The organism is Paenibacillus sp. RS8, assembly GCF_041956825.1.
GTDB lineage: Bacteria > Bacillota > Bacilli > Paenibacillales > Paenibacillaceae > Paenibacillus_AQ.
Window position 1 is genome coordinate 2,739,452 of the sequence record NZ_CP168131.1, and the last position, 26,423, is coordinate 2,765,874.

Annotated in this window: 36 protein-coding genes; all 36 read left to right on the top strand. The window is 45.9% G+C overall.

Annotated features, from left to right (window positions below; translation table 11 throughout):
- The first annotated feature begins 4 nt into the window (after window positions 1–4).
- A complete protein-coding gene (locus ACDZ28_RS13570) occupies window positions 5–181 on the top strand; it encodes a hypothetical protein (RefSeq protein WP_375104926.1) in 177 nt (58 codons plus the stop codon).
- 19 nt (window positions 182–200) lie between these two features.
- Complete coding sequence (locus tag ACDZ28_RS13575) at window positions 201–398, top strand: hypothetical protein (RefSeq protein WP_375104927.1); 198 nt, start codon at window positions 201–203, stop codon at window positions 396–398.
- 53 nt (window positions 399–451) lie between these two features.
- On the top strand, window positions 452–643 hold the full coding sequence (locus ACDZ28_RS13580; RefSeq protein ID WP_375104928.1) for a hypothetical protein: 192 nt from the start codon (window positions 452–454) through the stop codon (window positions 641–643).
- Window positions 640–942, top strand: a complete 303-nt coding sequence (locus tag ACDZ28_RS13585; protein WP_375104929.1) for a hypothetical protein — start codon at window positions 640–642, stop codon at window positions 940–942. Before ACDZ28_RS13580 ends, ACDZ28_RS13585 begins: the two co-directional genes overlap by 4 nt.
- 2 nt (window positions 943–944) lie before the next feature.
- Window positions 945–1,154: a hypothetical protein gene (locus ACDZ28_RS13590; RefSeq protein WP_375104930.1), complete on the top strand. Its 210-nt coding sequence runs from the start codon at window positions 945–947 to the stop codon at window positions 1,152–1,154.
- Window positions 1,155–1,250: 96 nt separating this feature from the next.
- Complete coding sequence (locus tag ACDZ28_RS13595; RefSeq protein WP_375104931.1) at window positions 1,251–1,628, top strand: hypothetical protein; 378 nt, start codon at window positions 1,251–1,253, stop codon at window positions 1,626–1,628.
- Between the two features lie 482 nt (window positions 1,629–2,110).
- The gene (locus ACDZ28_RS13600) at window positions 2,111–2,671 is read left to right on the top strand and encodes a tyrosine-type recombinase/integrase (protein WP_375104932.1); all 561 of its coding nucleotides are present in this window, start codon (window positions 2,111–2,113) and stop codon (window positions 2,669–2,671) included.
- 241 nt (window positions 2,672–2,912) lie between these two features.
- Window positions 2,913–3,659 carry a phage terminase small subunit gene (terS, locus tag ACDZ28_RS13605; RefSeq protein ID WP_375104933.1) on the top strand — a complete coding sequence of 249 codons (747 nt, stop codon included), beginning with the start codon at window positions 2,913–2,915 and terminating at the stop codon, window positions 3,657–3,659.
- Window positions 3,659–4,342, top strand: coding sequence for an HNH endonuclease signature motif containing protein (locus tag ACDZ28_RS13610; RefSeq protein WP_375104934.1), 684 nt, complete (start codon window positions 3,659–3,661; stop codon window positions 4,340–4,342). The genes terS and ACDZ28_RS13610 overlap by 1 nt, the downstream gene beginning before the upstream one ends.
- Window positions 4,343–4,477: 135 nt before the next feature.
- A complete protein-coding gene (locus ACDZ28_RS13615; protein WP_375104935.1) occupies window positions 4,478–4,807 on the top strand; it encodes a hypothetical protein in 330 nt (109 codons plus the stop codon).
- Window positions 4,804–6,513 (top strand): terminase large subunit, encoded by a 1,710-nt coding sequence (locus ACDZ28_RS13620; protein ID WP_375104936.1) that lies wholly within the window; start codon window positions 4,804–4,806, stop codon window positions 6,511–6,513. The genes ACDZ28_RS13615 and ACDZ28_RS13620 overlap by 4 nt, the downstream gene beginning before the upstream one ends.
- Before the next feature lie 25 nt (window positions 6,514–6,538).
- Complete coding sequence (locus ACDZ28_RS13625) at window positions 6,539–7,798, top strand: phage portal protein (RefSeq protein WP_375104937.1); 1,260 nt, start codon at window positions 6,539–6,541, stop codon at window positions 7,796–7,798.
- Window positions 7,782–8,423, top strand: coding sequence for an HK97 family phage prohead protease (locus tag ACDZ28_RS13630; RefSeq protein WP_375104938.1), 642 nt, complete (start codon window positions 7,782–7,784; stop codon window positions 8,421–8,423). Before ACDZ28_RS13625 ends, ACDZ28_RS13630 begins: the two co-directional genes overlap by 17 nt.
- A gap of 20 nt (window positions 8,424–8,443) precedes the next feature.
- On the top strand, window positions 8,444–9,727 hold the full coding sequence (locus ACDZ28_RS13635; RefSeq protein WP_375104939.1) for a phage major capsid protein: 1,284 nt from the start codon (window positions 8,444–8,446) through the stop codon (window positions 9,725–9,727).
- A 38-nt stretch (window positions 9,728–9,765) separates the two neighbouring features.
- Window positions 9,766–10,038: a hypothetical protein gene (locus ACDZ28_RS13640; RefSeq protein WP_375104940.1), complete on the top strand. Its 273-nt coding sequence runs from the start codon at window positions 9,766–9,768 to the stop codon at window positions 10,036–10,038.
- Window positions 10,038–10,322 carry a hypothetical protein gene (locus ACDZ28_RS13645; RefSeq protein WP_375104941.1) on the top strand — a complete coding sequence of 95 codons (285 nt, stop codon included), beginning with the start codon at window positions 10,038–10,040 and terminating at the stop codon, window positions 10,320–10,322. Before ACDZ28_RS13640 ends, ACDZ28_RS13645 begins: the two co-directional genes overlap by 1 nt.
- Window position 10,323: 1 nt before the next feature.
- Window positions 10,324–10,668: a head-tail adaptor protein gene (locus tag ACDZ28_RS13650; RefSeq protein WP_375104942.1), complete on the top strand. Its 345-nt coding sequence runs from the start codon at window positions 10,324–10,326 to the stop codon at window positions 10,666–10,668.
- Window positions 10,668–11,096, top strand: a complete 429-nt coding sequence (locus ACDZ28_RS13655) for an HK97-gp10 family putative phage morphogenesis protein (RefSeq protein WP_094876226.1) — start codon at window positions 10,668–10,670, stop codon at window positions 11,094–11,096. The genes ACDZ28_RS13650 and ACDZ28_RS13655 overlap by 1 nt, the downstream gene beginning before the upstream one ends.
- Window positions 11,089–11,445 carry a hypothetical protein gene (locus tag ACDZ28_RS13660; protein WP_375104943.1) on the top strand — a complete coding sequence of 119 codons (357 nt, stop codon included), beginning with the start codon at window positions 11,089–11,091 and terminating at the stop codon, window positions 11,443–11,445. Before ACDZ28_RS13655 ends, ACDZ28_RS13660 begins: the two co-directional genes overlap by 8 nt.
- A gap of 2 nt (window positions 11,446–11,447) precedes the next feature.
- Window positions 11,448–12,344: a major tail protein gene (locus ACDZ28_RS13665; protein WP_375104944.1), complete on the top strand. Its 897-nt coding sequence runs from the start codon at window positions 11,448–11,450 to the stop codon at window positions 12,342–12,344.
- 60 nt (window positions 12,345–12,404) lie between these two features.
- Window positions 12,405–12,716, top strand: coding sequence for a phage tail assembly chaperone G (gpG, locus tag ACDZ28_RS13670; RefSeq protein ID WP_375104945.1), 312 nt, complete (start codon window positions 12,405–12,407; stop codon window positions 12,714–12,716).
- An 83-nt stretch (window positions 12,717–12,799) separates the two neighbouring features.
- A complete protein-coding gene (locus tag ACDZ28_RS13675; protein WP_375104946.1) occupies window positions 12,800–12,946 on the top strand; it encodes a hypothetical protein in 147 nt (48 codons plus the stop codon).
- A gap of 12 nt (window positions 12,947–12,958) precedes the next feature.
- Complete coding sequence (locus tag ACDZ28_RS13680; RefSeq protein ID WP_375104947.1) at window positions 12,959–15,853, top strand: phage tail tape measure protein; 2,895 nt, start codon at window positions 12,959–12,961, stop codon at window positions 15,851–15,853.
- Between the two features lie 48 nt (window positions 15,854–15,901).
- The gene (locus ACDZ28_RS13685; protein ID WP_375105348.1) at window positions 15,902–16,663 is read left to right on the top strand and encodes a distal tail protein Dit; all 762 of its coding nucleotides are present in this window, start codon (window positions 15,902–15,904) and stop codon (window positions 16,661–16,663) included.
- A 5-nt stretch (window positions 16,664–16,668) separates the two neighbouring features.
- The gene (locus ACDZ28_RS13690) at window positions 16,669–18,447 is read left to right on the top strand and encodes a right-handed parallel beta-helix repeat-containing protein (protein WP_375104948.1); all 1,779 of its coding nucleotides are present in this window, start codon (window positions 16,669–16,671) and stop codon (window positions 18,445–18,447) included.
- 13 nt (window positions 18,448–18,460) lie between these two features.
- Entirely contained in the window at window positions 18,461–18,742 is a 282-nt protein-coding gene (locus ACDZ28_RS13695; protein ID WP_375104044.1) for a hypothetical protein, read from the top strand.
- A 158-nt stretch (window positions 18,743–18,900) separates the two neighbouring features.
- Window positions 18,901–19,317, top strand: a complete 417-nt coding sequence (locus ACDZ28_RS13700) for a hypothetical protein (protein WP_375104043.1) — start codon at window positions 18,901–18,903, stop codon at window positions 19,315–19,317.
- Window positions 19,296–19,682: a hypothetical protein gene (locus ACDZ28_RS13705; protein WP_375104042.1), complete on the top strand. Its 387-nt coding sequence runs from the start codon at window positions 19,296–19,298 to the stop codon at window positions 19,680–19,682. The genes ACDZ28_RS13700 and ACDZ28_RS13705 overlap by 22 nt, the downstream gene beginning before the upstream one ends.
- A gap of 90 nt (window positions 19,683–19,772) precedes the next feature.
- Window positions 19,773–21,428, top strand: a complete 1,656-nt coding sequence (locus tag ACDZ28_RS13710; RefSeq protein WP_375104949.1) for a hypothetical protein — start codon at window positions 19,773–19,775, stop codon at window positions 21,426–21,428.
- 62 nt (window positions 21,429–21,490) lie between these two features.
- On the top strand, window positions 21,491–22,009 hold the full coding sequence (locus tag ACDZ28_RS13715; RefSeq protein WP_375104950.1) for a hypothetical protein: 519 nt from the start codon (window positions 21,491–21,493) through the stop codon (window positions 22,007–22,009).
- Window positions 22,010–22,077: 68 nt separating this feature from the next.
- On the top strand, window positions 22,078–22,311 hold the full coding sequence (locus tag ACDZ28_RS13720) for a hypothetical protein (protein WP_375104951.1): 234 nt from the start codon (window positions 22,078–22,080) through the stop codon (window positions 22,309–22,311).
- Between the two features lie 77 nt (window positions 22,312–22,388).
- Entirely contained in the window at window positions 22,389–22,673 is a 285-nt protein-coding gene (locus ACDZ28_RS13725; RefSeq protein ID WP_375104952.1) for a hemolysin XhlA family protein, read from the top strand.
- 3 nt (window positions 22,674–22,676) lie between these two features.
- Window positions 22,677–22,943 carry a phage holin family protein gene (locus ACDZ28_RS13730; RefSeq protein ID WP_375104953.1) on the top strand — a complete coding sequence of 89 codons (267 nt, stop codon included), beginning with the start codon at window positions 22,677–22,679 and terminating at the stop codon, window positions 22,941–22,943.
- Window positions 22,943–23,644, top strand: coding sequence for a M15 family metallopeptidase (locus ACDZ28_RS13735; protein ID WP_375104954.1), 702 nt, complete (start codon window positions 22,943–22,945; stop codon window positions 23,642–23,644). Before ACDZ28_RS13730 ends, ACDZ28_RS13735 begins: the two co-directional genes overlap by 1 nt.
- An 892-nt stretch (window positions 23,645–24,536) precedes the next feature.
- Window positions 24,537–25,667, top strand: a complete 1,131-nt coding sequence (locus ACDZ28_RS13740; protein ID WP_042124556.1) for an ROK family protein — start codon at window positions 24,537–24,539, stop codon at window positions 25,665–25,667.
- A gap of 20 nt (window positions 25,668–25,687) precedes the next feature.
- A complete protein-coding gene (locus tag ACDZ28_RS13745) occupies window positions 25,688–26,410 on the top strand; it encodes a 6-phosphogluconolactonase (RefSeq protein ID WP_375104955.1) in 723 nt (240 codons plus the stop codon).
- The last annotated feature ends 13 nt before the right edge of the window (window positions 26,411–26,423 follow it).

A 26,423-nucleotide genomic window follows, 5' to 3' on the forward strand; every position in this document is an offset into this window, starting at 1 on the left:
AATCATGATTTACGTGCTTAAACTCAAGGGGCGAGATATGTATTTACATCCTGATGGTTTTTATAGACCAGATATGGGAGAAGCAGAATGCTTTTTCGACTACGCTGATGTTAAATCTTGTGCAGATGAAAATGAAGAGATTATAGGGATAGAAAACGATAGTGTTCAAGTAATTAAATGATCAGAATAGGGGGTTCAATGTGGCTATTAGACCAAAAGTAGGTACAAGAGTTGGGTTCTCGTCATGGGGTGCTACCACCACGGAGGAAAAGGTTCCGCCTGGGCCCTGGACTGGAGAGGTAGTGGCGGCACATGCTCCGACCTATAGCGTAAAGCGAGACGCTGACGGAAAGGTAGTTCCAATGTTTTCAAGGGATCTTCATTATTTAGAAGACTGAAAAGCATCGGTAGTTTGTGTCGCAGTCCGAAGATTTTATGAAGGAGCGAGATCATGAAAACACTTACTCTATCAGTATTTAAAGATAAGCGCTTGATTTATTGGGATCAAGGTAATTCTACTGAAATGAATGAAATGTTTGATGGATTTTATGATGAGTCCAAAGACACTTGGCAAGTAAATCGGCAAAGGAACATCATCACCGGCTACACGATTTGGAAGGGCGAAAAAGTGGTGCGGCCATGAGCACATTATCCCCAATCCATCCACAAGCCGTGAAAATGATCAATAAGGCGCTTGCCGACGTAATCCGTAAAGGTAGGAAGGCCGAACGCATGCAGCTTTACGTATGCCCTCGATCTGAACTGGCTCAGCATCAAATAATAAACACGGCATTTGGAGATTTGCGGATCTGTACAAGTGAGTACCTGTCAAAAGGCTATTCTTATATAAGAGAAGATTTGATCGCCGAGGAGATAGGGTTTGCCTGGGTATCCTATCCAAAAACGGCGAATATTACAGAAAATCGGCAAAAGGAGGCGTAGAAGTGATCATCAAAACAGTAAAAAATATCAATTCATCAGCTGGAAGCATTGTTTCTGGAGTATCATTCCGAGCACAACGTGAACGAGGTGGATACAGCATAACATTCGGAGAATTCAAAGGTCAGTATATTTCGGCATCATCAGCAATCATACTCAGTGATATTGTTCTGGACGAAGATGGGAAAATGCCGCGTGGATCTAGATATGCATAATGACAAAGTAAAGACCCCCTAATCCTTGGCCGGCTCGGGGGTCAATAAACGGTAATTTATACCTCGAACCCATTATAACATAAAGGGGCGAGGGGAATGGCAATGGTGTGGGAACAAGGGGAATTGTTTCCGAGGGCAAATAAGGCGGATGTAATGGTCACCAAAGTGCTGCTTCGCAAATATCCCAAAATGGCAGGTATTGTTAATGACCTAAAGGGTAGAAGTGAGCTTACAGCAGAAGAAGCAGCCACGTTAAAAAAATGGAATCCAATAATAATGAATATCGAGTTAGCGATTAAATCCATAACGGATGCTGAAATTAGAGAAATAATGAAATATCGTTTTGTTGATCTTTATCCACGCAAAGCAGCTGTAATTAAATGGTCTTCATTCACTGGTCGTTCGCTGGATAGAAAGATTCTGGAAGGAACAGTATCGGTAGCCGGGACACTTAAACTGCTCGGCATTATCTAAAACGTGTCTGTATTACGTCTGTAACCTGTCTGTTTTACGTCTGTTTCGCGTCAACATTACGTCTGTATATTGGATTTACAGTAGGGACATAGAGAAGAAGTTCTTCTCGGGTGTCCCTGCTGCCCCTTATCGCCGCAGGACTCGTCAGAGCTGAGCGGTGATGATGCCTGTTGCAATAGCAACGATATTAGTGGCGGAACTGATAGCACAAGTAGCAAGTAGTGGGTGCGGCGGTCTGTTACGGGGGAAGAGAGTTATAGTACCACTCTCAACGCGCTCCACCTGGGCGCGATATTAGCATAGGGGATGTTTGTCGGTAATACCGTCCGTCACCATGCAAATACGGGAAGTAACTTGGAATTATACAATAGGTGTGGGATGTTGGTAATCCTCACTAACAATAGAATATAAAGTTTGAAACTATGATTATAGAGTCGCTTAAATGCGGCTCTTTTTTATGTGCAAAATATCGGGGTGGTGGTATGAAGGTAGTTCAGCCGATCCGAGATGAACGGATCATTGATGGTATGAAGTATTATTTTCGGAGTCGGAGTATGCGAAATTATCTTTTCTTTTGCCTAGGAATTTACTCAGGGCTTCGGGTTTCAGACTTACTTACGCTTTCGGTCAGAGAAGCTAGGCACAACTATATTAGTAAAGTGGAACAAAAGAACAAGAACAATAAGAGGTTCCTTGTCCATCCTAGTATCCGTGAAGATTTGGATGCATTCATTGCAGGCAAGGCGGATGACGAATTTTTGTTCGCGAGTAGGCAGAAGAAAACAATAAGCCAGCTCAAGCAACAGCCGATAGATCGTTCAACGGCTTATCGGTTTCTTAACGAGGCAGCTAAACATTTTGGGCTTGAAGAGTTTGGCAACCACACGCTACGTAAAACGTGGGGGTACAGGCTATATCATCAAGATGAGCGAAACCTACCGTTACTAATCGATGCGTTCGGACATAGCGATATGCGGGTTACATTACGGTATATTGGCCTGACACAAGACCTTCTGGACCGTGCAACCATGCGTATGCGTTGATTCTACCGCACCATAAATAGACGTGTGTCGCACTCAGTAAAGAGAAGCCAGATGCATTATATGAAGGAACAGAAAAAATAGAGGAATGTTCTACTGCACCAGAATTCCTTTATGGTTCACTCAAAGCTTGTTTTTGAGGGGTTTAGCAGCAGCAGGCTTTACTTAGTTAAAGTAACGATTGTAAATAACTGTTAAAAGTGTACTGTTCAAACACGAATGCCGTTCGGAGGTGGTGAGATGAGTGAGTAGGGGGCGAAGTGAGAACCGGGACAAAGCGTTTAAATTGTGGGAAAAAAGCGGCAGGGTATTGCCACTTGTCGATATTGCCAAGCGGTTAGGAGTATCAGCTTCACTCATTCGTAAGTGGAAGTATGAGGATGCATGGGAGGCGAAGCCAAGCCGGAAACGTGGCGGTCAGCCTGGCAACGTGAATGCCGTGGGCAACAAGGGCGGTGCTGCTCCACCAGGTAATTCAAACGCCTGGAAGAACGGTAACTATGAGTCTATGTGGATGAGTCAGGTTGCAGTAGAGCATAAGCTGCAATTGATGAAGATGGAGACAGACCCGCGCGAGATTCTGTTGAATGAGATTGCCCTTCTTGAATACCGCGAGTTCCTAATGATGAAGAACATGAAGGATATCGAAGAGGGCAAGGACAGGCTGAGTATTGAGCGCAAATATCAGTTCTTTGAAGAGCCAGCAGAGGACAGCAGCGCTGAGAAACTACGGTTTGTAGACGGTGTTCCGCAGTTTAAGCCAGTCAAGGTTGTGACTAAGCAGATCGTTGAAGAGAAGACCAAAGAGCCGCAACAGCTGGAACGTATCCTTCAGATACATAACGCGCTTACGGCGGTTCAGGGCAGGAAGATGCGCTGCATTGCACTGCTTGACCAGTTTGATCGAAATGAGCTGACCAATGAAGAGTTGCGCTTGAAGATCGAGCGCATGCAACTTGAAGTGAATAAACTCAGATCGGAGGCGTGGTGATGGCTAGGTATGCAATACTCCAGACGTTTTACACATCAGAGAAGTGGCGAGTCTTTCGGCTTAATCTGATCGTGGAGCGCGGCAACTCCTGTCAGCGCTGCGGCTGTATCATCGCTAGGCCCGTAGATATCATCGGACATCATAAGGTGGAGTTGACACCGGAGAATGTTCATGATCATTCAATCAGTCTTAACCCGGACTTGGTTGAACTGATCTGCTACGATTGCCACAACAAGGAGCATAAGCGATTCGGCTATCAGTCGCTGAAAGAGGTGTTCTTAGTCTACGGCCCACCGATGGCTGGGATGGTGGAATTTGTGCGGCAGCAGATGAGTCGCGGGGATCTGATCGTTAATATGGATCTTCTATACTCTGCGCTGTCCGGCCTGCCTGACTATGACAAGCCGGATGCGCTATTCTCCAATGTGATGGGAGTGCATAACTTCCTTCTCGACAACATCAAGACACGACTGGGCAAATGGGGTACGGCGTGGATCATCGGTGGGTTTCCTGAGAAGTTCAAACGGGAACGGCTTGCCGAAGACACTGGTGCTGAACTGATCTACTGTCCAGTTAGCCGAGAGGATTGCCTTGCAAGATTGGAGAACGACGAGTCATTGCGGTATCGGAAGGATGAATGGCGTGGTTATATCGACAAGTGGTTTGAAAAATATCAGGAATAAATAAAAAATATTTTTTTATTTTTTTCTCAGACCCCCCGGGTCAAAAATATTTTTTAAGCCGTGGGCAACCGTAGAGGGGACACAATTTTAGTGCATGACCAAAAAATTTGAAATTGGATCGAGGTGTTGAATTCTATGGAAAAATCGGAGGTCTACAGTCAAGAGTTGGCGAAGTTGCAGGCCATCTTTGCCGATGTTGATCCTTCAAAAGCCCAGTTGGTAGAGGGGCTGCTGGAGGATGCGGCGTTCCTGAAGGCTGAAAACACCGTACTTAAGAAGGCGCTAGAAGCAACGGGAATGGTGAAGATTCACCCCACTAACCCGGATCTACAGAAGCCGGTTGAGGCAGCTCGGCAATACCTGAAGAACGTCAATTCCTATTCGGTCATTATTAAGACGCTTAATAGCATCTTGAACAAGAACATCATGGATGAAGATGATGATGATCTGGAGGATTTTGAGTGAGTGCGCCGTATGCTTCATGGCTACATGAATACATGGCGCTATGTCGAAGTGACGAAATATTAGTTGGTCAGGAATTACTCCAGACGTTCGATATTTTGGACGAACATTTGAGAGATCCTAACATCCGATTTGAACCGGCAGATGCGACCAAGCGAATTCGATTCATTGAAGAAAAATGCCGTCACTTTGAAGCGCCGTATGCGGGAAAGCCATTCAAGCTGGTATTGTTTCAGAAGGCGTTTATCACTGCATTGCATGCTTTCAAAATGTTCGAAGAGGAAATTCAGCGCTGGGTACGTCTTTTCCAAGACGTACTATTTGTCGTTGGCCGGAAGAATGGAAAAACGCCGCTGATCGGCGCTATGAACCTAGCAGAATTTTTCTGCGGGCCGGAGGGAATCAAGATCCTTTGCTCCAGCAACGATTATGAGCAGGCTTCCCTCATGTTTGATGCCATCAATGCCATGCGCGAAGAGAGTCCTTCCCTTGAAAAGGTTACACGGAAGAACCTAACCGGAATTTACTTTGGAAACCCGAAGCGCCGGAAGAAGAATAGTAAATTTTCTTACCGCAATAAGGGCCACATCAAGAAGATATCCGCGAAGACAGGCGCGAAGGAAGGCCGGAATATCGCTGTAGGTGCTGCGGATGAGGTCCACGAGATGAAGGACAACAGCGGGGTGATGCCGATCCGCCAATCCTTATCCACTCAGGACGAGCCACTATACTATGAGTTGACGACAGAGGGATTCACGAATGACGGTTATCTTGATGGCCGGATGATTGAGGCTAGACAGGTGCTTAGCCGGGAGCTGCATCGCCCTCGCTGGCTAGTGTGGATGTACACGCAGGATAGTGAACAGGAAGTTTGGCAGGATGAACGCACTTGGATGAAGAGTAATCCGGGGCTGGGAACAATCAAGAAATGGAGCTTCCTTCGAGGGATGATGGAAGAGTCTAAGACCAACAAGGCTACTCGAATTTTCGTTCTAGCGAAGGATTTTAACATCAAGCAGAACAATGCTGCTTCCTGGTTAACTATGAATGATATTGTCAATGCCAAGGATCAAGCCTTTGACCTGGAAGAAATGCGCGGACGTGTAGCTATCGGTGGCGTGGATCTATCCAAGTCTGGTGACTTAGCTTGCGCAAGGGCGTTATTCCTGAAGGATGGAAAGAAGTTTACAGTTTCGCAATACTTCATTCCAGAGTCAAAGCTGTCTAATTTATCGAAAGAGGATTTAGAGAAGTACAAGGAATGGATTCGTCAGGACAGGATTACGGTGAGTCCTGGTAATGAAAATGATTTCCGATTGGTGACCGCTTGGTTCAAAAAGCTAGTCAAGGAATACGGCATTCGCTTCTTAAAGGTCGGATATGACAAGTGGTCAGCGATCTATTGGGTAAAGGAGATGGAAGAGTATGGATTTGACATGGTTCGGGTTGTCCAGGATTGGGCACCAATGTCCGAACCAATGAAGCTGGTTGAGGCTGATTTGAAGAGTGATCTTATTCATTACAACAATGACAGCCTTGATAAATGGTGTTTGGAAAACACTGCGATTACAGTCAATTCCAAGATGGAGCAAATGCCAATCAAGGTGCAGGGTAAAGAGGACAGGAAAATTGACGGTGCAGTTACACTTGTTTTTGTTTATCGAGTGTATATTGACAACCGCAGTGATTTTCTTCGTTTGTGTGCTTAGCGATTGGAGAAAGGAGGGCTGAAATGTGGCATTAATTGATAGTTTGAAAGGGCTTGTTACAAAATCGAAGGAATTCATCAGAGCCAAGATGCTGAGCGGATACATGCCTGTTTTCAGTCGATTCGGCAACGACATTTATGCCTCCGATGTGGTTCAGAATTGTATTGATATAATTGCAACGGAAATTAGTAAGCTACAGCCAAGGCATATCCGTACTGACAACAATGGTATCCAGACAACTCCACGCGGAAATCTGAACAGACTCTTCAAATTTGGGCCTAATGAGTTAATGACAACAAAAGATTTTTTGGAAAAAATCGTTTGGTTGCTCTACATGAATTTTAATGTGTTCGTATATCCAGTGTACACCGTACAGCGGCGGGAAGACGGTTCAGAGAGTCGAAGTTATTCAGCGCTTTATCCGCTTAACCCTTACCAAGTTGATTTCCTTCAAGACCCAGCTGGTAGCTTGTATGTAAAAATGTTTTTTTCATCCGGCGAGAACTTTACGGTTCCTTACTCAGATGTAATTCATATTCGAAAGCGTTATTCAATGAATGAGATCATGGGCGGAGGGTTGAACGGCCAACCGGATAATGAGGCGCTGCTGAAGATATTGCGCATTAATGACACCGTGCTGCAAGGTATCGAAAAAGGCATCAAGACAAGCATGTCCATCCGGGGAGTGCTGAAGATAGCAACCATGATGGACGATGAGACGCAGCGTAAGGAGCGGGAGCGCTTTGAAAAGCTGATGGCTTCTGGTGATTCTGGCATTCTTCCAATTGACCTTAAGGGAGATTTCACGCCCGTATCCATTGATCCTAAGATGGTGGATAAGGATACAATGGATTTTCTTAAAACCAGCGTTCAAGAATGGTTCGGCGTTTCTTTACCAATGCTTGCCCGCGATTACAATGATGAGCAATATCAGGCTTTCTACGAAAGCACCTTAGAACCTATTTTAATCGGACTCAGTCAAGCCTTTTCAAAAACGATCTTCAGCCCCCGGGAGCTTGATATGGGGAATGAGATCGTTTTTTATCAGCGGGACATGATGTACCTCAGTACAGCGGCCAAGCTTGAACTGATCAAGACGGCAGGGGAGCAGGGGCTACTCAACGATAACCAAAAGCTGGCTCTGCTTGGTTACCCTCCACTCCCGGACGGCAACCGAATTACGCAGAGCCTTAACTATGTGGATCGTGCCATCATAAATATCTATCAGCTGAATGGCACCAAGCCTCAACCTACAAAGGCGGTGAACGATGATGCAGAAGAATAAGCTACCGGTTATGCATGAACCGGAGCGCCGGGCGTTTGTTATGAATGACCTTCGAGCAGATCCGGCTGGGAATATCATGGAAGGACATGCGGCTGTGTTTGAACAGGTAACCGTTATCGGTGGCTGGTTCAAGGAGATCATTGAGCGCGGAGCATTCGACAAAACCGATTTTAAGGATGTGATCATGAGTGTTAATCATGATCTGAAGCGGATTCCCTTAGCTCGAAGCCGGAATAACAATGCAAATTCCACGCTTCAACTTCAAGTGGACGAGCAGGGGTTGAATACGAGGGCTGAACTGGATGTTGAGAACAACATGGAGGCTAAAGCTTTATACAGCGCAGTTGGGCGAGGGGACATTTCTGGAATGTCCTTTATTTTTACTGTACGGGACGAAACCTGGGAAGGGCTTGATACAGAACTTCCTACCCGCCGCATTAAAGACATTGGTAGAGTGATTGAAATCTCTGCGGTATCCTTCCCGGCTTATGACGGGACTGATATAAATGCTCGTGACCAGCAGGCACTGGATAGCGCCCGCACCGCACTGGAGAGTGCGAGGTCTGGACTGGATAGTTCATTGGGCGATTTGGATTTAGCAAAAGAGAAATTGAAATTCATCTAATTAACTGGAGGTTATCGAAAATGAAAGATTTCCTGAAAAAGCTTTTGAAAAATAAAGAAGAGGCTCGCTCTGCTCTTAAAGACAAGGGCTTGAAGAGCAATGACATTGTAGAAGTGCGTTCGATTGGTGCACAAGTGGAAGCTATTGATGCTGAAATCGCTGAGCTTCGGCAACAACTGGAGTCAATGCCTGATGATCCGATTGCTGGTGGAAATACACAGACAGATCCAGAACAACGGGGAGCGGGACAGCCTCCTGCAGGGAATGCGGCTATGGCACAGTTTTTGAAATCATTCAACATTGGATCACAATCGCAAGAACGTTCCAACGAACCGGCTGATCCATACAGCACTATTGAATACCGGAACGCTTTTATGATCTACGCCAAGACAGGCGAGATCAAACCGGAGCTTCGGGCTAACGCGACAACCACCACGGCAGATGTATCGGCAGTTATTCCGACAACTATCTTGAATGAGATCATCAAGAAGCTTACGGTCTACGGGCAAGTATTCAGCCGAGTTCGGCAGCTCAATATCAAGGGCGGTGTAGAGATACCGATTGGCGCACTGAAACCAGTCGCTACTTGGATCGGCGAGTCTGCCGTATCTGATAGGCAGAAGACACAAGCCAATACCAAAGTATCCTTTACGTATTTCGGTCTGGAATGCAAAGTTTCTATTTCGTTGTTGGCGGACACTGTAACGCTGGCTGGATTTGAAACAGTGATCACAGATCTTATCGTCGAAGCAATGGTTAGGGCGATTGATCTAGCTGTAGTCAAAGGAACAGGAACTGGTCAACCAAAAGGCATTACTGTTGACTCTCGTGTTCCGGCTTCACAGGTCGTTACCATGACACCTACTGAATTTGCATCATGGGAGAGTTGGAAAAAGAAAGTTACCTCCAAACTGCCTCTTGCCTATAAAGCTGGAGCAACTTGGATGATGGCTTCTGGTACGTTCGAGGGATACATTGACGGCATGGTAGATGATAACGGTCAGCCTATTGGTCGTGTCAACTACGGTATTACAGAAGGTCCACAAGAAAGGTTTGCTGGAAAGGAAGTCATTCAAGTTGAGGACGATGTTATTGCTCCTTATGAGTCGGCGGTGGCGGGTGATGTTGTCGCTATTTTACTAAACCTGAAAAACTACGGATGGAACAGCAATATGCAAATAACCATGTTCCGGTATTTCGACCACGAAACGAACGAATGGGTAGACAAGGCAATCCTGATTGCTGATGGTAAGCTGATCGACCCGAACGGTGTGGTCATTGTCAAGAAGGGTGCTGCATCCTAATTAAGGGGCCACATGGCCCCATAAAGGTGGTGAAAACTATGGCTAAAAAGCCACAGGCTACGAAGATTGACGGCGTTGAAGCATCTTCGCTGACAGGTGAAACTATATTGCTTTGGAAGGCCACACGCGAATTATCCGAAGTCGAGCACGAACAGCTTTCTATCAAGCTCAAGCAGGAACAGGAGCATAGTGGGATTAAAATCGTACTAGTACCGTTGTCCGTTGACGTAGAAGTGACCACGCAGAGTGAAGCTGAACCAGCGGCAGAACCGGAACTGCCAACAGAACCAACGCAAGGCGGGGATGAATAATGACGGATACAGAACTGCTTGCCGAGTGTAAGGCTGGTCTAGGCATGCCCATTGACGGTACGCAATTTGACGGAGTTTTAAAGCCGAAACTACTGGCCGTCAAGTCATACATGGCCGGAGCGGGTGTATCCGCTGAGATGTTGGCTAATGATTTGGCGGTTGGTGCAATCGTGGTCGGTGTGACGGACTTATACAATTTGAGCAGCGGGGATATTTCTTTCTCCGCTGTTTTTCATGTGCTTCTTACTCAACTGGCGTGTCGAAGCCTGCCGGAGGTGACTTGATATGTGGAAGCCAGGAGTCCAGCAGTTTAACACACAGATCCGAGTGCAGCACAGGCATGAAGTCCGGGTAAATGGTGCACCGGATATCTCCTATGTGGATGCGGCTCTGCCTTTAGATTGCTGTAACTGGAAAGGACGCGGAGGTTCAGAGAGCGTTTCGGCAGGGACATTAGTTGTTGCCGATACAGCAGAGCTGACTATGTGGTATCGACAAGATATAAGTGAGCGTGACCGCATTCTTTTGCGAGACAATGCGGATCTTGCCTATGAGGTGACCAATATTGAAAACGTGGAAATGCGGAATCAATACATGATCGTCAAGGTCAAACGGGTGGTGAATGGTTAATGGCACGAAGCCGCAGAGTGACCAACTCACGCACTATTACACTGGACGTATCAGGCGTTGAGGATTACCTTGCCCGGGTGCAAGCAGCTGGCCGTAGTGTGGATGATGCAGTGAAGGCGGCACTGACTGAGAGTGCCGCACCTATTCAGGCAGACATTAAGAAGTGGGCAGAGAAGCATGAGCTGACCGGAACCACGTTGGCCGGGGTAGATGTCGCGGAGCCGAAGCAGTACGGGAACAACATCGTTGTCCAGGTCGGTATTGATGATACCAAATCTCCGGGAGCATGGCACTCCACGTTTGTCGAATATGGAACACCTACCCAACCCGCAGACCCGGGAATCCGACTAGCTTTTGAAAAGAACAAGAACAAGGTGAAGAAGATTCAGCGCGAAGTGCTGAAGCGGGAGGGGCTGCCGGTTGATTAACATCTATGAGCTGACCTGTTCCACGCTGGAGCAGCTGGGGCACGATGTGCGGGAGCAGGGCTCATATGCTCCAAATGCAAAGCTCCCAGAAAGCTTTGTGACTTATCAGGTAATTGATGATAGTCCTGCGGGACATGCAGACAACAAGCCCACATCTCTCGTGTGGCGTATTCAGGTGTCACTGTATAGTAAGAGACCCGCCATCAAGCAAGGCGCTTCTGAGACGATTAAGGCGGTTATGCTGGAAACTGGATTCATGAGAGTTGGTGGACGTGATCTGCCGTTCTTGGAGGCAACCGGACATTATGGATATACCTGTGATTACAGGTTCTATGAAATGGAGGAATAATCGTGGAAAAGCAATATGGAGAATTCGTGGGTGTAGATAAGCCATTCTATGCCATTGTCAACGACACAGAAGATGCGTACACGGCGGAAGCCCCTAAATACTTGGCTCCAACTGCTGAAATCTCAGCAGAAGCGGAAACAAGTAACACGCCGTCATATTATGACAACGCGCCAGGAAACAACTATGTATCGGAAGGGGTAACCACCTTGACGATTACAGTCTCAGGCATTCCGGCGTATAAGGCCGCAGAACTTTTGGGCAAAGATTTTGATCCGACAACTGGACGACTAATCGACAGCGGACAACCCAATCCACCAGATGTAGCATTCGGATATCGTGCAAATATCGGGAGATCAGATTATCGGTATACGTGGTATCTCAAAGGCACGTTCTCAGGTGGAGCTGAAGAGGCGGCAACGAAAACGGCAGATGTGGACATTCGCACGTATCAACTGACCTATACCGCCGTGGCAACCACTAGGCAATTTGATGTGAATGGCGAAAGTAAGCCAATCAAGAAAATTTCCGGCGACACAACACACGAAGCCTTTGATCCTTCAGGCTGGTTTGCACAAGTGCAGACCCCGGATAATTCTGGGAAGCCTGCTGCGCTTACATTGTCTAGTGTCCCGGCAAACAACGCCACAGGCGTGGCAATAGGAGCCAATGTGGTTCTGACATTTGCTAATAAACTTGCGTCTTACTCAGCCGTGCTGCTTAATGGGGGGTTTGATGTTATTGCTTCGGCAATCACGCTTGATGCTTCGGGCAAGATCCTGACGATTAACCCGAATGCAAACCTAGCAGCAGCTACAGAATATGCGGTGATCATTAACGGGGCGACGGATGTGTACGGACAGATACTACCGCAGACGGTGATTAGTTTTACAACGGCATAATTCATTTGGAGGGGGCAGAGCGATCTGCCCTATTTTTATTTATCCAGGAGGCGAGAATTTATGAAAGCAGTATTTATCAAATTCACAGATGCTCAGGGCGCACCTGAGAAGACATTCAGTACATGCAGTCTTAAAACGGGGATTATGGACACGGTTTTTGAAATAGCAGAACGTGCAGAGAACTTTAAGTCAAGTAATCCCAATATGCAGGAAGTTCGAGAGTTTTACAGGGAAGTCAAAACGGTCATTGTTGCGGCGTTCGGCAGGCAGTTCACTTTTGACGAGCTAAACGAAGGCGTTGAAACTGATGAACTAATGAATGTATTTCAAACGCTGTGTAAAAACGTTATGAGTGGTGTCAAAAAAAACTAGCCCCGGGGGATCAACCGAAAGACGATTCCCCGGCCAGTTATCGCACAACACTGCTGAGTCTGAAATTTAACTTAGTGAAAAAAATGGGTTGGACTCTACATGCGATTGATGAGACAGATTTCTACAATTTGCTCTCTTTCCTCAATTTTAAACCAAGTGACGATCCAAATACCCGCGTAATCAATGGCAAGACCTATCGCCGCGCAAGTAGTGCGCCTAGTTGGATATAAGGGGGCGAATAGATGGCAGATAATCAAAATGACATCGGCGGGCGAGTCAGTCTAGATACATCTGATTTTAAAGCAAACATTGCTGCACTTGATCGGCAGATTAAGCTTATAGACACCGGATTCCGGGCTGCTGCTGCGGGTATGGATGATTGGGGAGCATCTCAGGACGGCCTTGAACAGCGAATCAATGCCTTGAATGGTATCACGGACTTACAGCGCCAAAAAGTAGCCAACCTGACAGCACAGTATGAACAAGTTGTAGCGGAGCAGGGTGAAAGCAGTCGTGCAGCCCAAACTCTTCAGATCACAATCAACCGCGAGACGGAGGCGCTGAATCGGAACTTGCAAGAGCTGGGACGAGTTACCCAGTCTCTTGGAGATCTTCGTGACGGCGCTGAAGATGCATCCGATCAAACAGATGAGTTGGCTGATTCCGCCGATGAAACCTCCGATTCGCTGCGGGAAATGGGCGAAGACGCAGCTGAAAAGGCAGCGCTCGGTATTGCTGCAATTGGTGCGGCTGCAATAGCTGCTATAACATCCCTGGTTAAGTTTGGGGATGATTCGAACAAGGCCATGAACCACCTTCAGACTCAAACCGGAGCGACAGCAGCAGAAATGGAAGAGTTTCGCAGTGTCGCCAATGATATTTATGGCGACAACTTTGGTGAATCCGTGGATGATATCGCAGATTCTATGGCAGCGATCAACCAGGTCACCAAGCAAACCGGGGATGAACTAAAGGCCACTACTGAAAACGCTCTGCTAATGCGGGATGTATTTGGCCTTGAGGTGGCTGATAGTATCAAAACGGTCAACACCTTAATGAACAACTTTGGAATTACAGCAGACGAAGCTTACGCACTAATTGCCCAAGGTACACAAATGGGCGCTAACGCCAGTGGCGACTTACTCGACATCATGAACGAATTCGCACCTCACTTTGCACAGTTGGGTCTAGACGCAAATGAATTTACCGATACCCTGATCCAAGGGGCATCGTCGGGTGCATTTGAAATTGCTACGGTTGGAGATGCCGTCAAAGAATTCGGGATCATTACTCGTGAGGGAACGGACGATGCACGGACCGCGCTCACAGATATGGGACTGGATGCATCTAAATTGTTCGCTACCTTCGCAGCGGGTGGGCCTGAATCAGCAGCAGCCTTTAACGATGTTGTTGAGCGGCTCGGTGCAATGAAAGACCCGATTGCCCAAAATCAGGCTGGCGTAGCTCTGTTTGGCTCGATGTGGGAAGACTTGGGTGTTGAGGCAATCAAGGCACTCGGTGATATAGACGATAACGCCGATATGACACGTGACACGCTGAAGCAGCTCAATGACGTTCAATACAATGATATTGGTTCAGCTCTTGAGGGAATTAAGCGGACGCTGATATCTGAACTTGCTGTGCCTGTATCAGAAGTAGTTATGCCAGCGGTTAACGATTTAATTGATAAGATCAAGAATATGGACTTCAGTCCTCTTGTAAATGCTATGCAGTGGCTAGTGGACAACGCTGGTAATGTGGCGGCGGGTCTGGCGGGTATTGCAGCAGCCATGATCACAATGGAGGCGGTGAAAATCGTCACCTCCATTGTAGATGCATACAAAGCTTTCAAACTAGTTACAGAGGGTGCAACAGTTGCTCAGTGGTTAATGAACGCAGCGATGGCAGCCAACCCCATAGGTCTAATCATTACGGCCGTGGTGGGTCTGGTAGCGGGCTTGATCGTTTTATGGAACACGAATGAAGATTTTAGAGAGGCTGTTATTGGCGCGTGGGATGCCATTAAAGCGGCTGGTGTAGCGGTATGGGATTGGTTAGTGAAATTCTTTACGGAGGATATTCCTGCGGCTTTTACAACGGCCATCGAATGGTTTCAGCGACTTCCCGAGAAAGTTTCTGAGTTTTTCGGTAGCTTACCTGAAAAGATATCAACTGTTTTTTCATCAATCATCGAGAAGATTAAACAGTGGGGAGTCAATGCGATTACCTGGGTTACTACTGAAGTGCCTAAAATCATCGAAAGTATTTTTAAATTTTTTAACGAGTTGCCCGGTAAAATCGGATATGCTCTTGGTTTGGCGCTTGGAACCCTAATTAAATGGGGAGCTGATGCTCTAAAATGGATCATTGCCGAGGTACCGAAGCTGATCCAGAAGGTAGGAGAATTTTTTGCACAGTTGCCGGGGAAGATTGGATCTGCTTTAACCTCTGCGATAAACGGTATAAAAAACTGGGGTATCAATATTGGAACGTGGATAGCGACAGAGGTACCCAAACTGATCTCTAGCATCGTCAATTTCTTTAGTGAGTTGCCAGGGAAGATTGGTCAATGGTTAACATCTGCTTTGCAAAAAGTAACTGGCTGGGGTGCAGATCTAATTTCTACAGCAAAAACCGAAATCCCGAAGGTAATCAAAACTATCGTTGACTTTTTCAAGGAACTTCCAGGCAAGATGCTGGACATTGGTGAAAACATCGTGCGCGGACTATGGGATGGCATTAAAAACATGACCGGGTGGATTAAGGAAAAGATATCTGACTTTGCTGGCGGAATCGTGGACGGTATGAAGGATGCGCTTGGCATCCATTCCCCTTCCCGCGTCATGCGTGATCAGGTCGGTATGATGGTCGGTGCTGGGATGGCCGAAGGTATCGCAGACAGTGCACGCCATGTCAATGCAGCTATGCAGGAATTGAGTGGTAATGTAACAGGTGTTCTGCCTGCTATGAATAATGCGGGATCGGGAGCTAGTACATCAGGAACAACGAATCATATCAGTCTCGCGGACATGTTCCGGGGGGCTAATTTTAATGTGCGGAGTGATGATGATTTGACAGTGCTGGGGCAACTGCTCGGCGGGCAAATCACTGGTGCTCTGCGCGGAGCGGGGGTGTAGCCATTGAGCGGCGTTGTTTCATACTTGGGCGATAAGCGCCCGCAGGAGTTGGGCCTGCAAACACTTCGAGAGTCACAGCGGCCCATCCTGCCGCCAACTGTAGATCGGACGTACACGGTGCCGTACATGCATGGTGCCTACGATTTCGGGGCGGACATGGGGCCGCGACCATTGCCACTAGAATGTGCCTTTATGGAACGCAACGCGTACCAGTTGCAACGGCGGGTATCGGCACTAGCCGCACATTTAGTGGATGGTGATGGCAGACCGCGCACGTTGCCATTGATCTTCGCCAATCAGCCGGATCGACAGTATATGGTACGGTTATCCGGTCAGTTGCCTATTGACCGCATAGCGGGTTTAGGTAAATTTTCCTTGCCGCTGGTGGCGTATGATCCGTTTTCCTATAGCACCTACGAATCTGACGACATTAACGTTGACACTCCAGTGCTGGTTGATACTCCTATATCTGTAGATGCTGCCTATAACTATGCTTTGACTGGCCCGACGACACTGGCAATTGATAATTTTGGCGGTCTGAACGTTAAGCCGGTCATTGAAATAGTGGGCAGCTTTACCTCTCTATCGCTGACCGTAGGCGGTGTGGTTACCACATACAGCGCGGCAATGTCCGGTACTCTTGTACTAGACTTCCAGCGTAGCACGGCCCGGATCGGCAGCACAAATGCGCTGCTTAACACAAATGCTCGTTTCGGTACGCTTCCACCTGGAATCTCAGCGGTGTCGGTTGCCGGAACAGGGATCAATATCGCAATGGCAATTAAATTCAGAGCAAAATATGCGGGGTGATGGAGATGGCTGACATTCAGCTGATCAAAGGAGCGGCAAACGGGAATCCATCGGATTCGCTGCCGATCATGTACGACAAAGTGAACAAGAATACGGCGAATATCAATACTCAGGTAGTTAACCATGAGGGTCGGCTTGGTACGGCTGAAGTGGCGGTTAGTGATCATAGTAACCGGATTGCCGAGGCTGAGACAGAGCTTGTTAACCAGGATGAACGCATTACGAACATCGTTGCCAGCGCCGGCGACAGTAACACGGAAATCGTGGATGCAAGGCAACCGGCAGGGGGTACGGCATTCCCCATCTTGGGTGATCGCTTGAACAACTTTGATGCGCAGTTGGCGGATATTGCGCAGGATGTTGCTATCACAGTAACGGTCGGAACTGGCGGCAATTACCCCACGATAAATGCTGCGCTCGCCTATCTGAGTCGTAAAACATTGAAGTATGTTAATAGAGGTTTGAAGGCTGAGATTAAATTGCTAAGTGGTTTTGTGATGGCAGAACAAGTTATCATTAGCGGTATTAATCTAGGGTGGATTATCATATCATCCGAAGACGCTACTGTAACGATAAATAGGGCTTCTTTAGTAAGTCGTGTTGAATTCCCATCATACGCAGGATCTTCGGGAGCAATCGGTATGAACTCAGCTTTCATGGGAGTAAATAACGCTGTTTTACCCGTAATAAATACGTTATTTACAATGAATGAAACTGGAGCCAGCGGATCGTATGGTGGTGTATTTGTAATAAACAACTCCAGCGCAACAGTAATGAAGGATTGTGGCGTAAGGAACGCGGGTGGCACGACCCTTTACGCAGCCCAAACATCACATATCGTTGCAATGGGCGCTGACGCAAGTTACTCCAAAGGAAACGCATTATCTGTTTTTCGGGGTTCGTGGATATCTTTCCGAGGTGGTAACGGTTCGTACGCAGGCGTTAACGGTATGTATGCTGACAGCAACTCGCATATTGAGGCGTCAGGAGCGAACGTTAGTCATGCTACACAAGCCGCAATTTGGTGCGACAGTGTGTCTAGTATAGCGATACCCGATGGCGATGCCTCTTACGCCGGAACGAACGGTATTGTTTGTAATGGTGCGTCCAACGTGGATGCTGATAAAACAATCCTAGATAACGCAGGGCAAAGAGGGGTTAGTTGCACGGATGGATCAACTGTTACGGTATGGCAGTCCAGTATTAAAAACGCTGGAACACAGGGAGTATACGCAGAACGTGGCGGATTTATTAATGCTACCGCAGCGGTAGTAACCGGGGCAGCAGATCGCGGGGCTTATGCGGTAAATGGCGGCCGAATCAACGTTCAAAATGCAAATTGCCGAAAAGGTGCTGTGGACTCTACTAGTGATATTGTCGTTAATAATGGCGGAGAGATTTTAGCTATCGGTGCAACAGGCGGACTTAACAAAGTCGCTAACACAGTAACGGCAGCAGGACTTATTATTGGCGCTGATGTTGTGGAACAAATCACAGCAACTCTTCAAAACGGTTGGACAGGGACATTGTATTACGGGAAAAACGGTCAAGGTCAGGTGTGGGTTAGAGGCACAATAGTTGCAGGAAGTGTAACCGCAGATACAATTGCTGCGGTGCTACCAGGTGGATACAGACCTGTAGGAGCGCCGTTTCCAGTGTTAGCCTTTGCGAACAACTCCGTTATTCCAGCATTTACAATCTCAGTTGGCGGAAGCTTACAACTACGTACAAGCTCAATAACTGCTGGGATGAGTGTAGATATAAATTGCACTTTCCAAACATAGAGGGGGAATTAAAGTGGCATTAGCATTAGAAAAACTAACATTAGACAGCGGTATTGATGTTGAGTCGTCCTATGTTCGCATTGATACAATAAACGGAAATAAAAACTCACTTACAATAGGAGTGAGCTACTACGTGAGTCAAGAGTCCTTCAGCGAAGGAAAACCTTTCTTTGAAATGGAATGGCATACATTCCAACCTTCCGTGGCTGATGGATCACTGAACTATCATAAACAAGGATATGAATACCTTAAAACCCTACCTAAGTTTGAAAATGCTATCGACGTACTAGAATAGCCGTATTAAAATCTTAGTTTTCAAAGGGGATCGAGTAGAATTTTGACTCTACAATCAATGCGAGTATGGGTGTTAAAAATAAAACATTTGCACATAAAAAGAAATTAAAGGTAACCTCTCTTTGTTGTCGAAATAATGTGACGAAGGGAGGAGTAATTTTGCCAACATTTGATGAATTAAAATTCTTAACACAGAGAAGACTTAACGCAGCAGAATTATTGAATGATAGTGGGTTTCATGATATCGCGTATCAGGATTCAGGCTATATAATTGAGTTCGGATTAAAAGCTGCAATTTGTAAAAGTTACGAAACAGATCAGTATCCTGAAGAGGAAAAAAAGTTTAAAACACACCATTTTGATTCGCTTGTTTATTTAGCGGGGTTGTCTGAAGAATTATCTATAAAGAAGGCGAGAGACAGAGCATTTATGAAAAATTGGTCACTAACAACGAAATGGTCTGTACATTTACGCTACAAACCTATAGGTGATCAGGAAAACACCTCGAATTCATTTCTAAAAGCTGTTAAGTCTGAGGACGGGGGTGTTCTTCCTTGGATCAAGAGTCATTGGTGAAAGAGATTAAAAGAGTGAATAACATGATTATTGAAGACCATAAAGAAGTATCACTCATTATGCTCCTGGGAAATGGTACGGAGTCGTACACTGACGCGTTTGATTATGTAATTAGTGCAAAATGGCTAAATGATTATGAACAAGACGAAGGAATAGATATTATCCTAGATTATCTTTACGGAAATCTCTCTTTTGAATACCTGAAGCATATATCTAGGGTGACAATAATCCACACAGATGATTCGATAGTAAAAAACATAACTAAAGCAACATATGTAAGTGACTCTCTTATAGTTGGCTCAGATATGATTCTTGGGGATTTAGTTGTTGTTCCTTATACTATTATTATGGAAGCCCGCAGCTAAGTTGGACCATACTGCGCAACAACTGAATAATTACAAGCGAGCTGCCGGATTACTCCTGCGGCTCTTTTTCATTTCTAAGGAGGTGCTGCTTTGATCACGATTAGGAACCCATCGTTCCAGCCACTAGCTGTCATTGAGCGGTATGACAATGACAGTGTAGATGAAACCATCAACGGTGAGTATAAATTGAACTTTACTGCCCTGATCGACCCTGACGGGAAAAGCGAATACCTGACTGACGGAAATTTGGCCGAAGTAGAGGATCAGCTCTTCAATATCGTCCATCACCGTCGCACCAGGGCAGGGGATGGATCGACAATGGTCGCCGTGGAGTGCGAACAGGTCAGTTATGATCTTCTGCTGCCTGAATTTGCATGGGCAGACGGATTTGTTCATGCCGGAACACCATTGCAACTGCTTGCTATGGCGCTGGAGGATACCGGATTCACTATTGGCAGTGTGGAGCTGTCCGGTTACATATCCGTGGATCTGGCCGAGGAAAATATCACCACCCGCGCAATCCTGCTGGAGATCGCGGCACAATCGGGCGGAGAACTGCGGTTTGATCGGTACAGTATATCGCTGCTGGCCCGCCGTGGGTTGATAAGGCCTGTCCGGTTCCAACTAGGGAAGAACCTGAAGGGAATCGTCAAGGATGTGGATGTCCGATCAGGGGAGCGTATCACTGCCTACGATATTGATGTGTTGGAGCTGAACAGCCTGCCAGAATTTTACGGACTGGAGTATTTTGAGCTGGGCGACACGGTGGGTATCGGTGATCCTGAGCTTGGCATTGACGAGCAGCAGCGCATTGTCGGATATTCGTATAGCCCGCGGCGGCGGATCAACAGTAAGGTGACCATTTCTAACGCCATAACTGGCATTAAGGATGCGGTTGTCGGCCTGCGGAAGACCACCATCGTTAAGGATAAAGCTTATTATGGCAATAGATTTGGCCCGGAAATCGGATTTGAGAGTGTCCGTTATGATAAGCTTGCCCGTTCAGTCTTTAACGCCGATGAATTCCGTATGCAGAAAGGTAACGGTAGCGGATCATGGACAGATGCTATATTTTTCAACCCACTAGAGGGTGAATATGAATTCACGGGAAAAATCATCGCCTCATCCTTCGAGGGTGGCACAATCATGATCGGTGAGGGGGATGATGCGTTCCGGGCCAGCTTGGATGGCATATGGCTGGGTGATGAAACTTTTGCGGACGCTCCGTTCTCCGTTACTCCAGGCGGTCATATGAAGTCAGTGGATGGCGAGTTTAGCGGCAGGATTACAGCTGCTGAGATCGAGGGCGGGGTGATTACTGGCGCAAGGATACGAACAGCTGCTTCCGGCATGAGAGCTGAAATGAGTTCAACTGATCATTTGTTTGCCGCCTATAGGGACGCAAGTAATTTTGTTAAAATTGAAGCGGATTTTTCAGGAGCTCCAGGTGTAAGATTTACTGCCAATGATTTGGCATTAGGTGCGATTACATCGTATTTAGGTCATCTTGATGTGTGGGCAGCAACGATTCTATCTTTAACCGCCCCAAAAGTTCAAGTGGCTGGTTGGAGTAATTTGTACAGCGCAGTAGATGCTAGGACTTTAAGTGAAGAACTTGAGCGTATCTATACTTTGCTTGATTCTAAAGCGGATAACTCCCACACCCATAGCGTCAGCATACCAAACCACAATCATGGTAACCCTGACAACTTAAATTCAGGTGGAGGAACATTTATAGTTTATTGATTGCAAAATAATCTATCTTCCACTGATAATAGGAGTAACAATCTTCCAAAGGAGAGGTTACTTTGAAAAAGTTCATAGCAGGTGTTATAGTCGGTGGCTTTTTATTTGTAGGTGTTTTTGCATTTGCAGATGGTTCAAGCTTAATCGGGCAGAAGGTTCAAGGGCTATTCAGTGTGGAAAAGGCAGGAACAAAGGTAGCTGATGCAATTGTGATCAATGGCACGGCTTATGCACCTGTAAGGGCGGTTTCTGATGCAACGGGAACTGAGCTAACCGTAGAAGGAAAGCGGATAATTATACAAGAGAAGGAGGTACAGCCCACTGTGAGGAACACAAGTGTATCCGATCAAATAAAAGTTACTCGGATCTTGGAAATAACAAAGAGCATAGAAGCATCACAAAGTGAAATTACTAAAGTTCGGTCTGATCTGGCAGCTGAGAAAGTAAAACTAGGGAATGCTCAAACTGATAGTGAAAAAGAAAATACTTCCTTCAGCATTCAAATGCTCGAAAGCAGATTAGAGATACTAAATACTCTTCTCACACAAGCTCAAACAAAACTGGCTGAGCTACAAAAATAATCAATCAACAAATCGGGGTCTCGCTAACAATGGCGGGCCTCTTTTTGTTGGCGAAGGGATTGATAAAAATGTCAGTAGTGATCAGAAATAAGATGGCCGTGGAGATTGAGCCAATAGTGCCGGATATCTGCACCTTAATATCAGCTGCAGCTGCTTATCATCGTCCAAGCGGAAATGAACTCCGATTCCTACAGGGGATTAGAGATTCTCTGAACAATCGAATTGCTGAACTTCAAACTTCACCAACGAACACGACTCATAGTAAAAAGGGATTCAGGGAAAGGAGGGGGCGCAGAAAATAATTGGATTTGGATAGACGACACGCCCATGCAGGCGTGATTTTTGTTTCAGGGAGACTAATTGAGAGGGGGGTAAGAGGATGTCGGGAGGAGGAGGAGCAGTGGCTGCTGAGGATAAGCTTGTAGAGATTCAAATTCAACTTGCGCGAATGGAAAAGACATTGGAGGCTGTCCCTACGCTGACCATTACCATTGAAACAACACGCGATTTGGCGAGGGAAGCCATGCAATCTACGAAATCGGCGCATCACCGTTTAGATCGTATCGAGGATGGTCAGCGGTGGCTGTGGCGAACTATTGGGGGATCAATTATAACTGTTGTCATTGCTGCGATCATAGCAGCTATTAAACTTACTGGGGGTTAAATCATGGAATGGAACGCTATATCAAGTTTTATTAAACCGGAATTATTGCTAGTGCTTACTGTCTGCTGGGTGATTGGGTATGTCCTGAAGCAGACACCACGAGTGCCTGACTGGATCATTATCTATATCGTAACGCTGGTTGCAATTGTGGTTGTTTGCCTCATGCTGGGATTGAGCCCGGATAGCGTACTGCAAGGCATCCTATGCGGAGCGGTTGCCGTCTACGGCAATCAATTGGTCAAGCAGACGAAGAAAGGAGCAGGTGAATAATGACGCTGACATTAAATCAAGTGAAAGCAAAATCGGCGTTGCGATTGAATGGGCTGCACCCGGTTGTATTGGCTGCTGCAACTGCTCTGATCGAGCGCTGTTATGTGGTTGGTGTGCCGATCCTGATTACTCAGGGACTTCGGACGATTGCCGAGCAGGACGCACTCTACGCCCAAGGGCGAACCAAACCAGGAGCGATTGTCACTAATGCGCGCGGTGGTTACAGCTACCATAATTATGGGCTGGCTATCGATTTCGCTCTGCTGCTACCGAATGGCTCAAGTGTATCCTGGGATATGAACCGAGATGGGGACAATGACTGCACTGCGGATTGGCTGGAAGTCGTCCGGGAAGCGAAGGCGCTAGGATTTGAATGGGGTGGTGATTGGAATACATTTAAGGATTACCCTCATTTTCAGCTTACTTTCGGGTTTGTCTTGTCCGCACTGAGGTCAGGAGCGAAACCGACAGAGACACAGACCGCTATCACGCTGGCGAAAATTGATCGATACATGAAGGAGGCAAACGAGGTGCAAGCAACTAAGGCGTTCCTGGTGGTTAATGGTGTGAAGTTGAAGGATAACAGCCTTTTAATTGAAGGCCGTACGTACGTGCCATTAGCAGCCATTGGAGCAGCTATCGGGGCGGCAGTGAATTGGGACAATGAATCTAAGACGGCCACGATTACGACCAAAGAGTAGACAAGACTAATTATAGTTGATATGATAATCTCATTAAATCCGGAAGCACCGGTGAGCCTTTGCAGATGCAGGGGCTTTTTTATTTGTCTTCAATTAGTAACGTTTGTTTGCATATAATGACAGCAGGAGGCGATTTGTATGTTGAGCGATACGGCTCATAAACTGCTAATGATTATGAGGAATTCTTCGGTACATCATAGGCATATGTCGACATTGCAATAGCTTTAGAAAAAGAGCGGACGAACGCCAGATAAGATCCAGGATGGACTGCAGGAGTTGGCTTAAGATTCATACATCTTATGGCAGAAAGGGAACCCACCGGAGAACGCCATAATCATTGAGGGTTGGGAGCGAACGGAGAATAGTGTCTGAATTAGTCTCATGGGGTACAGATGGCGGAAACATTGGCTACTGGACAAATCACTGAAAGCCCAAAAAATCACAATAAAATCACAGATTATCTTTTATCGTGTTAAATAGCGTTTCGCATATATGTTACAAAACGGCTCCATATCAATAAAACAAAGCGGCTATTACATCTGATTTCACTGCATTAACCAAGTTAAAGAACGGGCGGCATGATGTAATAAGGCTGATTAAGCCTTGAAATAGGGATGGATTAGAGGCTTCTCATGAGTTCATTGAACTTGTGGGAAGCTTCTTTTTTTGTGGTGTGCCTAGAAAAAACACTTGTAAATGGCTGCATCATAAAGCAGTTTGATTTAATTTTAAGATAGAGAATAGATTAATTTAAGAAAGTTAAATAAATGCACTTGAGCTTTCACTCTAGTGAATATATAATAAATGTAAGAGGTCGTTTCAGACCTGTATTTTTTTGCATAATTATTTAACTTACTTTATTAATTAAATTAAATAAAAGTATGGAGGACCTATGAAATCATTTCTGCCCAATGATATTAAAGATGAGAACAGGAAAATAGTCTTCGATATTTTGCTTCAACATCCTGAACTGGCGAAAGTCGAGATTTCAGAAAAAACAGCAATGAGCTTTGTTACTGTAAGCAAGATTGTCACTTTTTTTGAACAGATTGGTTTATTGACTGCCACTGGTGAAAGTCGAGAAGGCTCTGGCGGCTTGGGAAGAAAACGTACGGTTTACAGATTTAATGAAAACAGCTATACGACAATCGGAATACAGATTATTGGCAATACGATTACGGCGTTACTTATTAATCTACACGGCAAGATCATAGATTCGTATTCGATTGAAACAGATATTCCGTTCCATAGTCAGCAGTTCACTTCGGTATTTATAAAGCTTGTGGAAAATTTGAAGAGTAAAGCGAAGGAAACAAATAGTGTTGTTTTAGGGATTGGTATTGGCGTTGATGGCGCGATCAATATAAGAAAGAAAACGATTCGGATGAGAACTCATCACAATAAAGAAAACGATTTTGAGTATGAGTCTATTATTGAAAATCTCAAGCGTGAAGTGAATTTGCCTATTCTTCTGGAGAATGATGTGAACGCAGCGACTGTGGCGGAATTTCGGAATCTTGAAAACTCAGATCAAGCACCGACGAGTCTCGTTCATGTAGCTGCAGGTGATGGGGTCGGGGGCGGTTTGATTATCAACAAAGAGCTGCACCGCGGCGTTAATGCAAGAGCAGGCGAGCTGGAGTATATGTGCTTTGATTCAGAATACAAGCGGACTCCATCATCAGTTGGTTGGCTGGAAAGCAGATTAGCCATTAAGTACTTGCTAAGCGCATATGATTTGAATTCAGCTAATGACGTAGAAGCTTGCATTGATTATGTTTCGAAGAATCTGGCTTTAACGATTACAAATATAATCAGCATTCTGGATATCGATCAGGTCATTATTAGCGGTAAAACGGTAGCACTTTTCCCGGAACGTATATTGGATCGTACGAAAAGCTATGTCGAGCAATATACGGAGTGGACTCCACAAATTTCTGTGAGTGACTTACATCAATCAACAGCAATGGGAGCAGCGATACTTATTCTCCAGCAAGAGATGATGAACGTCATTTCGGATTAAACAACAAGGAAGTGAACAATATGATCAGAATCTTTGATAACGAAGAAGAAGTAGCAAATGAAATTGCCAGAGAGATGAAAGATCGTTTAATTAACGATCAGCATCCCGTGTTCTGCCTGGCTTCAGGGAGTACTCCACAAAAAAGCTATCAGAAATTTTCCAATGATGCGGACCTCCAATCGAAAATCAAAAGGCTTCACATCGTTAGCTTGGATGAGTGGGTTGGTATAGACAAAAGCTCTGAAGGAAGCTGCTATCAGATGTTGAATCAAGATCTATTTTCGCAGATTTCACTGGATGGTAGCCAGATTGAATTTTTTAACGGAACATCGCCGGATATAGAGCAGGAATGTTTACGAATTGATCGCTTTATCGAGCAGCACCCGATTACCTTCAGCTTGATGGGCGTAGGTATGAATGGACATATTGGATTAAATGAACCTGGCGGCCCAGTATTGAATCGTAGTAGTGTTGTGGAATTGTCGGAAACGACTAAGATAGTCGCCCAAAAATATTTTCTTAAGCAGACTGAATTAAAGCAAGGCATTACATTAGGTTTGGAACAGATTGCAAGTAGTAAAAGAGTTGTTGTCGTCATAACTGGAGAGCGCAAAGCCGCTATCGTAAAGGAGATTCTCACAAATCCTGACGCACAACTGCCTGCCCAGCGATTGCTTGGTTATGAGCATATAGATTTCTATTTGGATGCTGCAGCAGCTAAATATATTGATCAGTCATCATAGTTGAGGAGCGTAA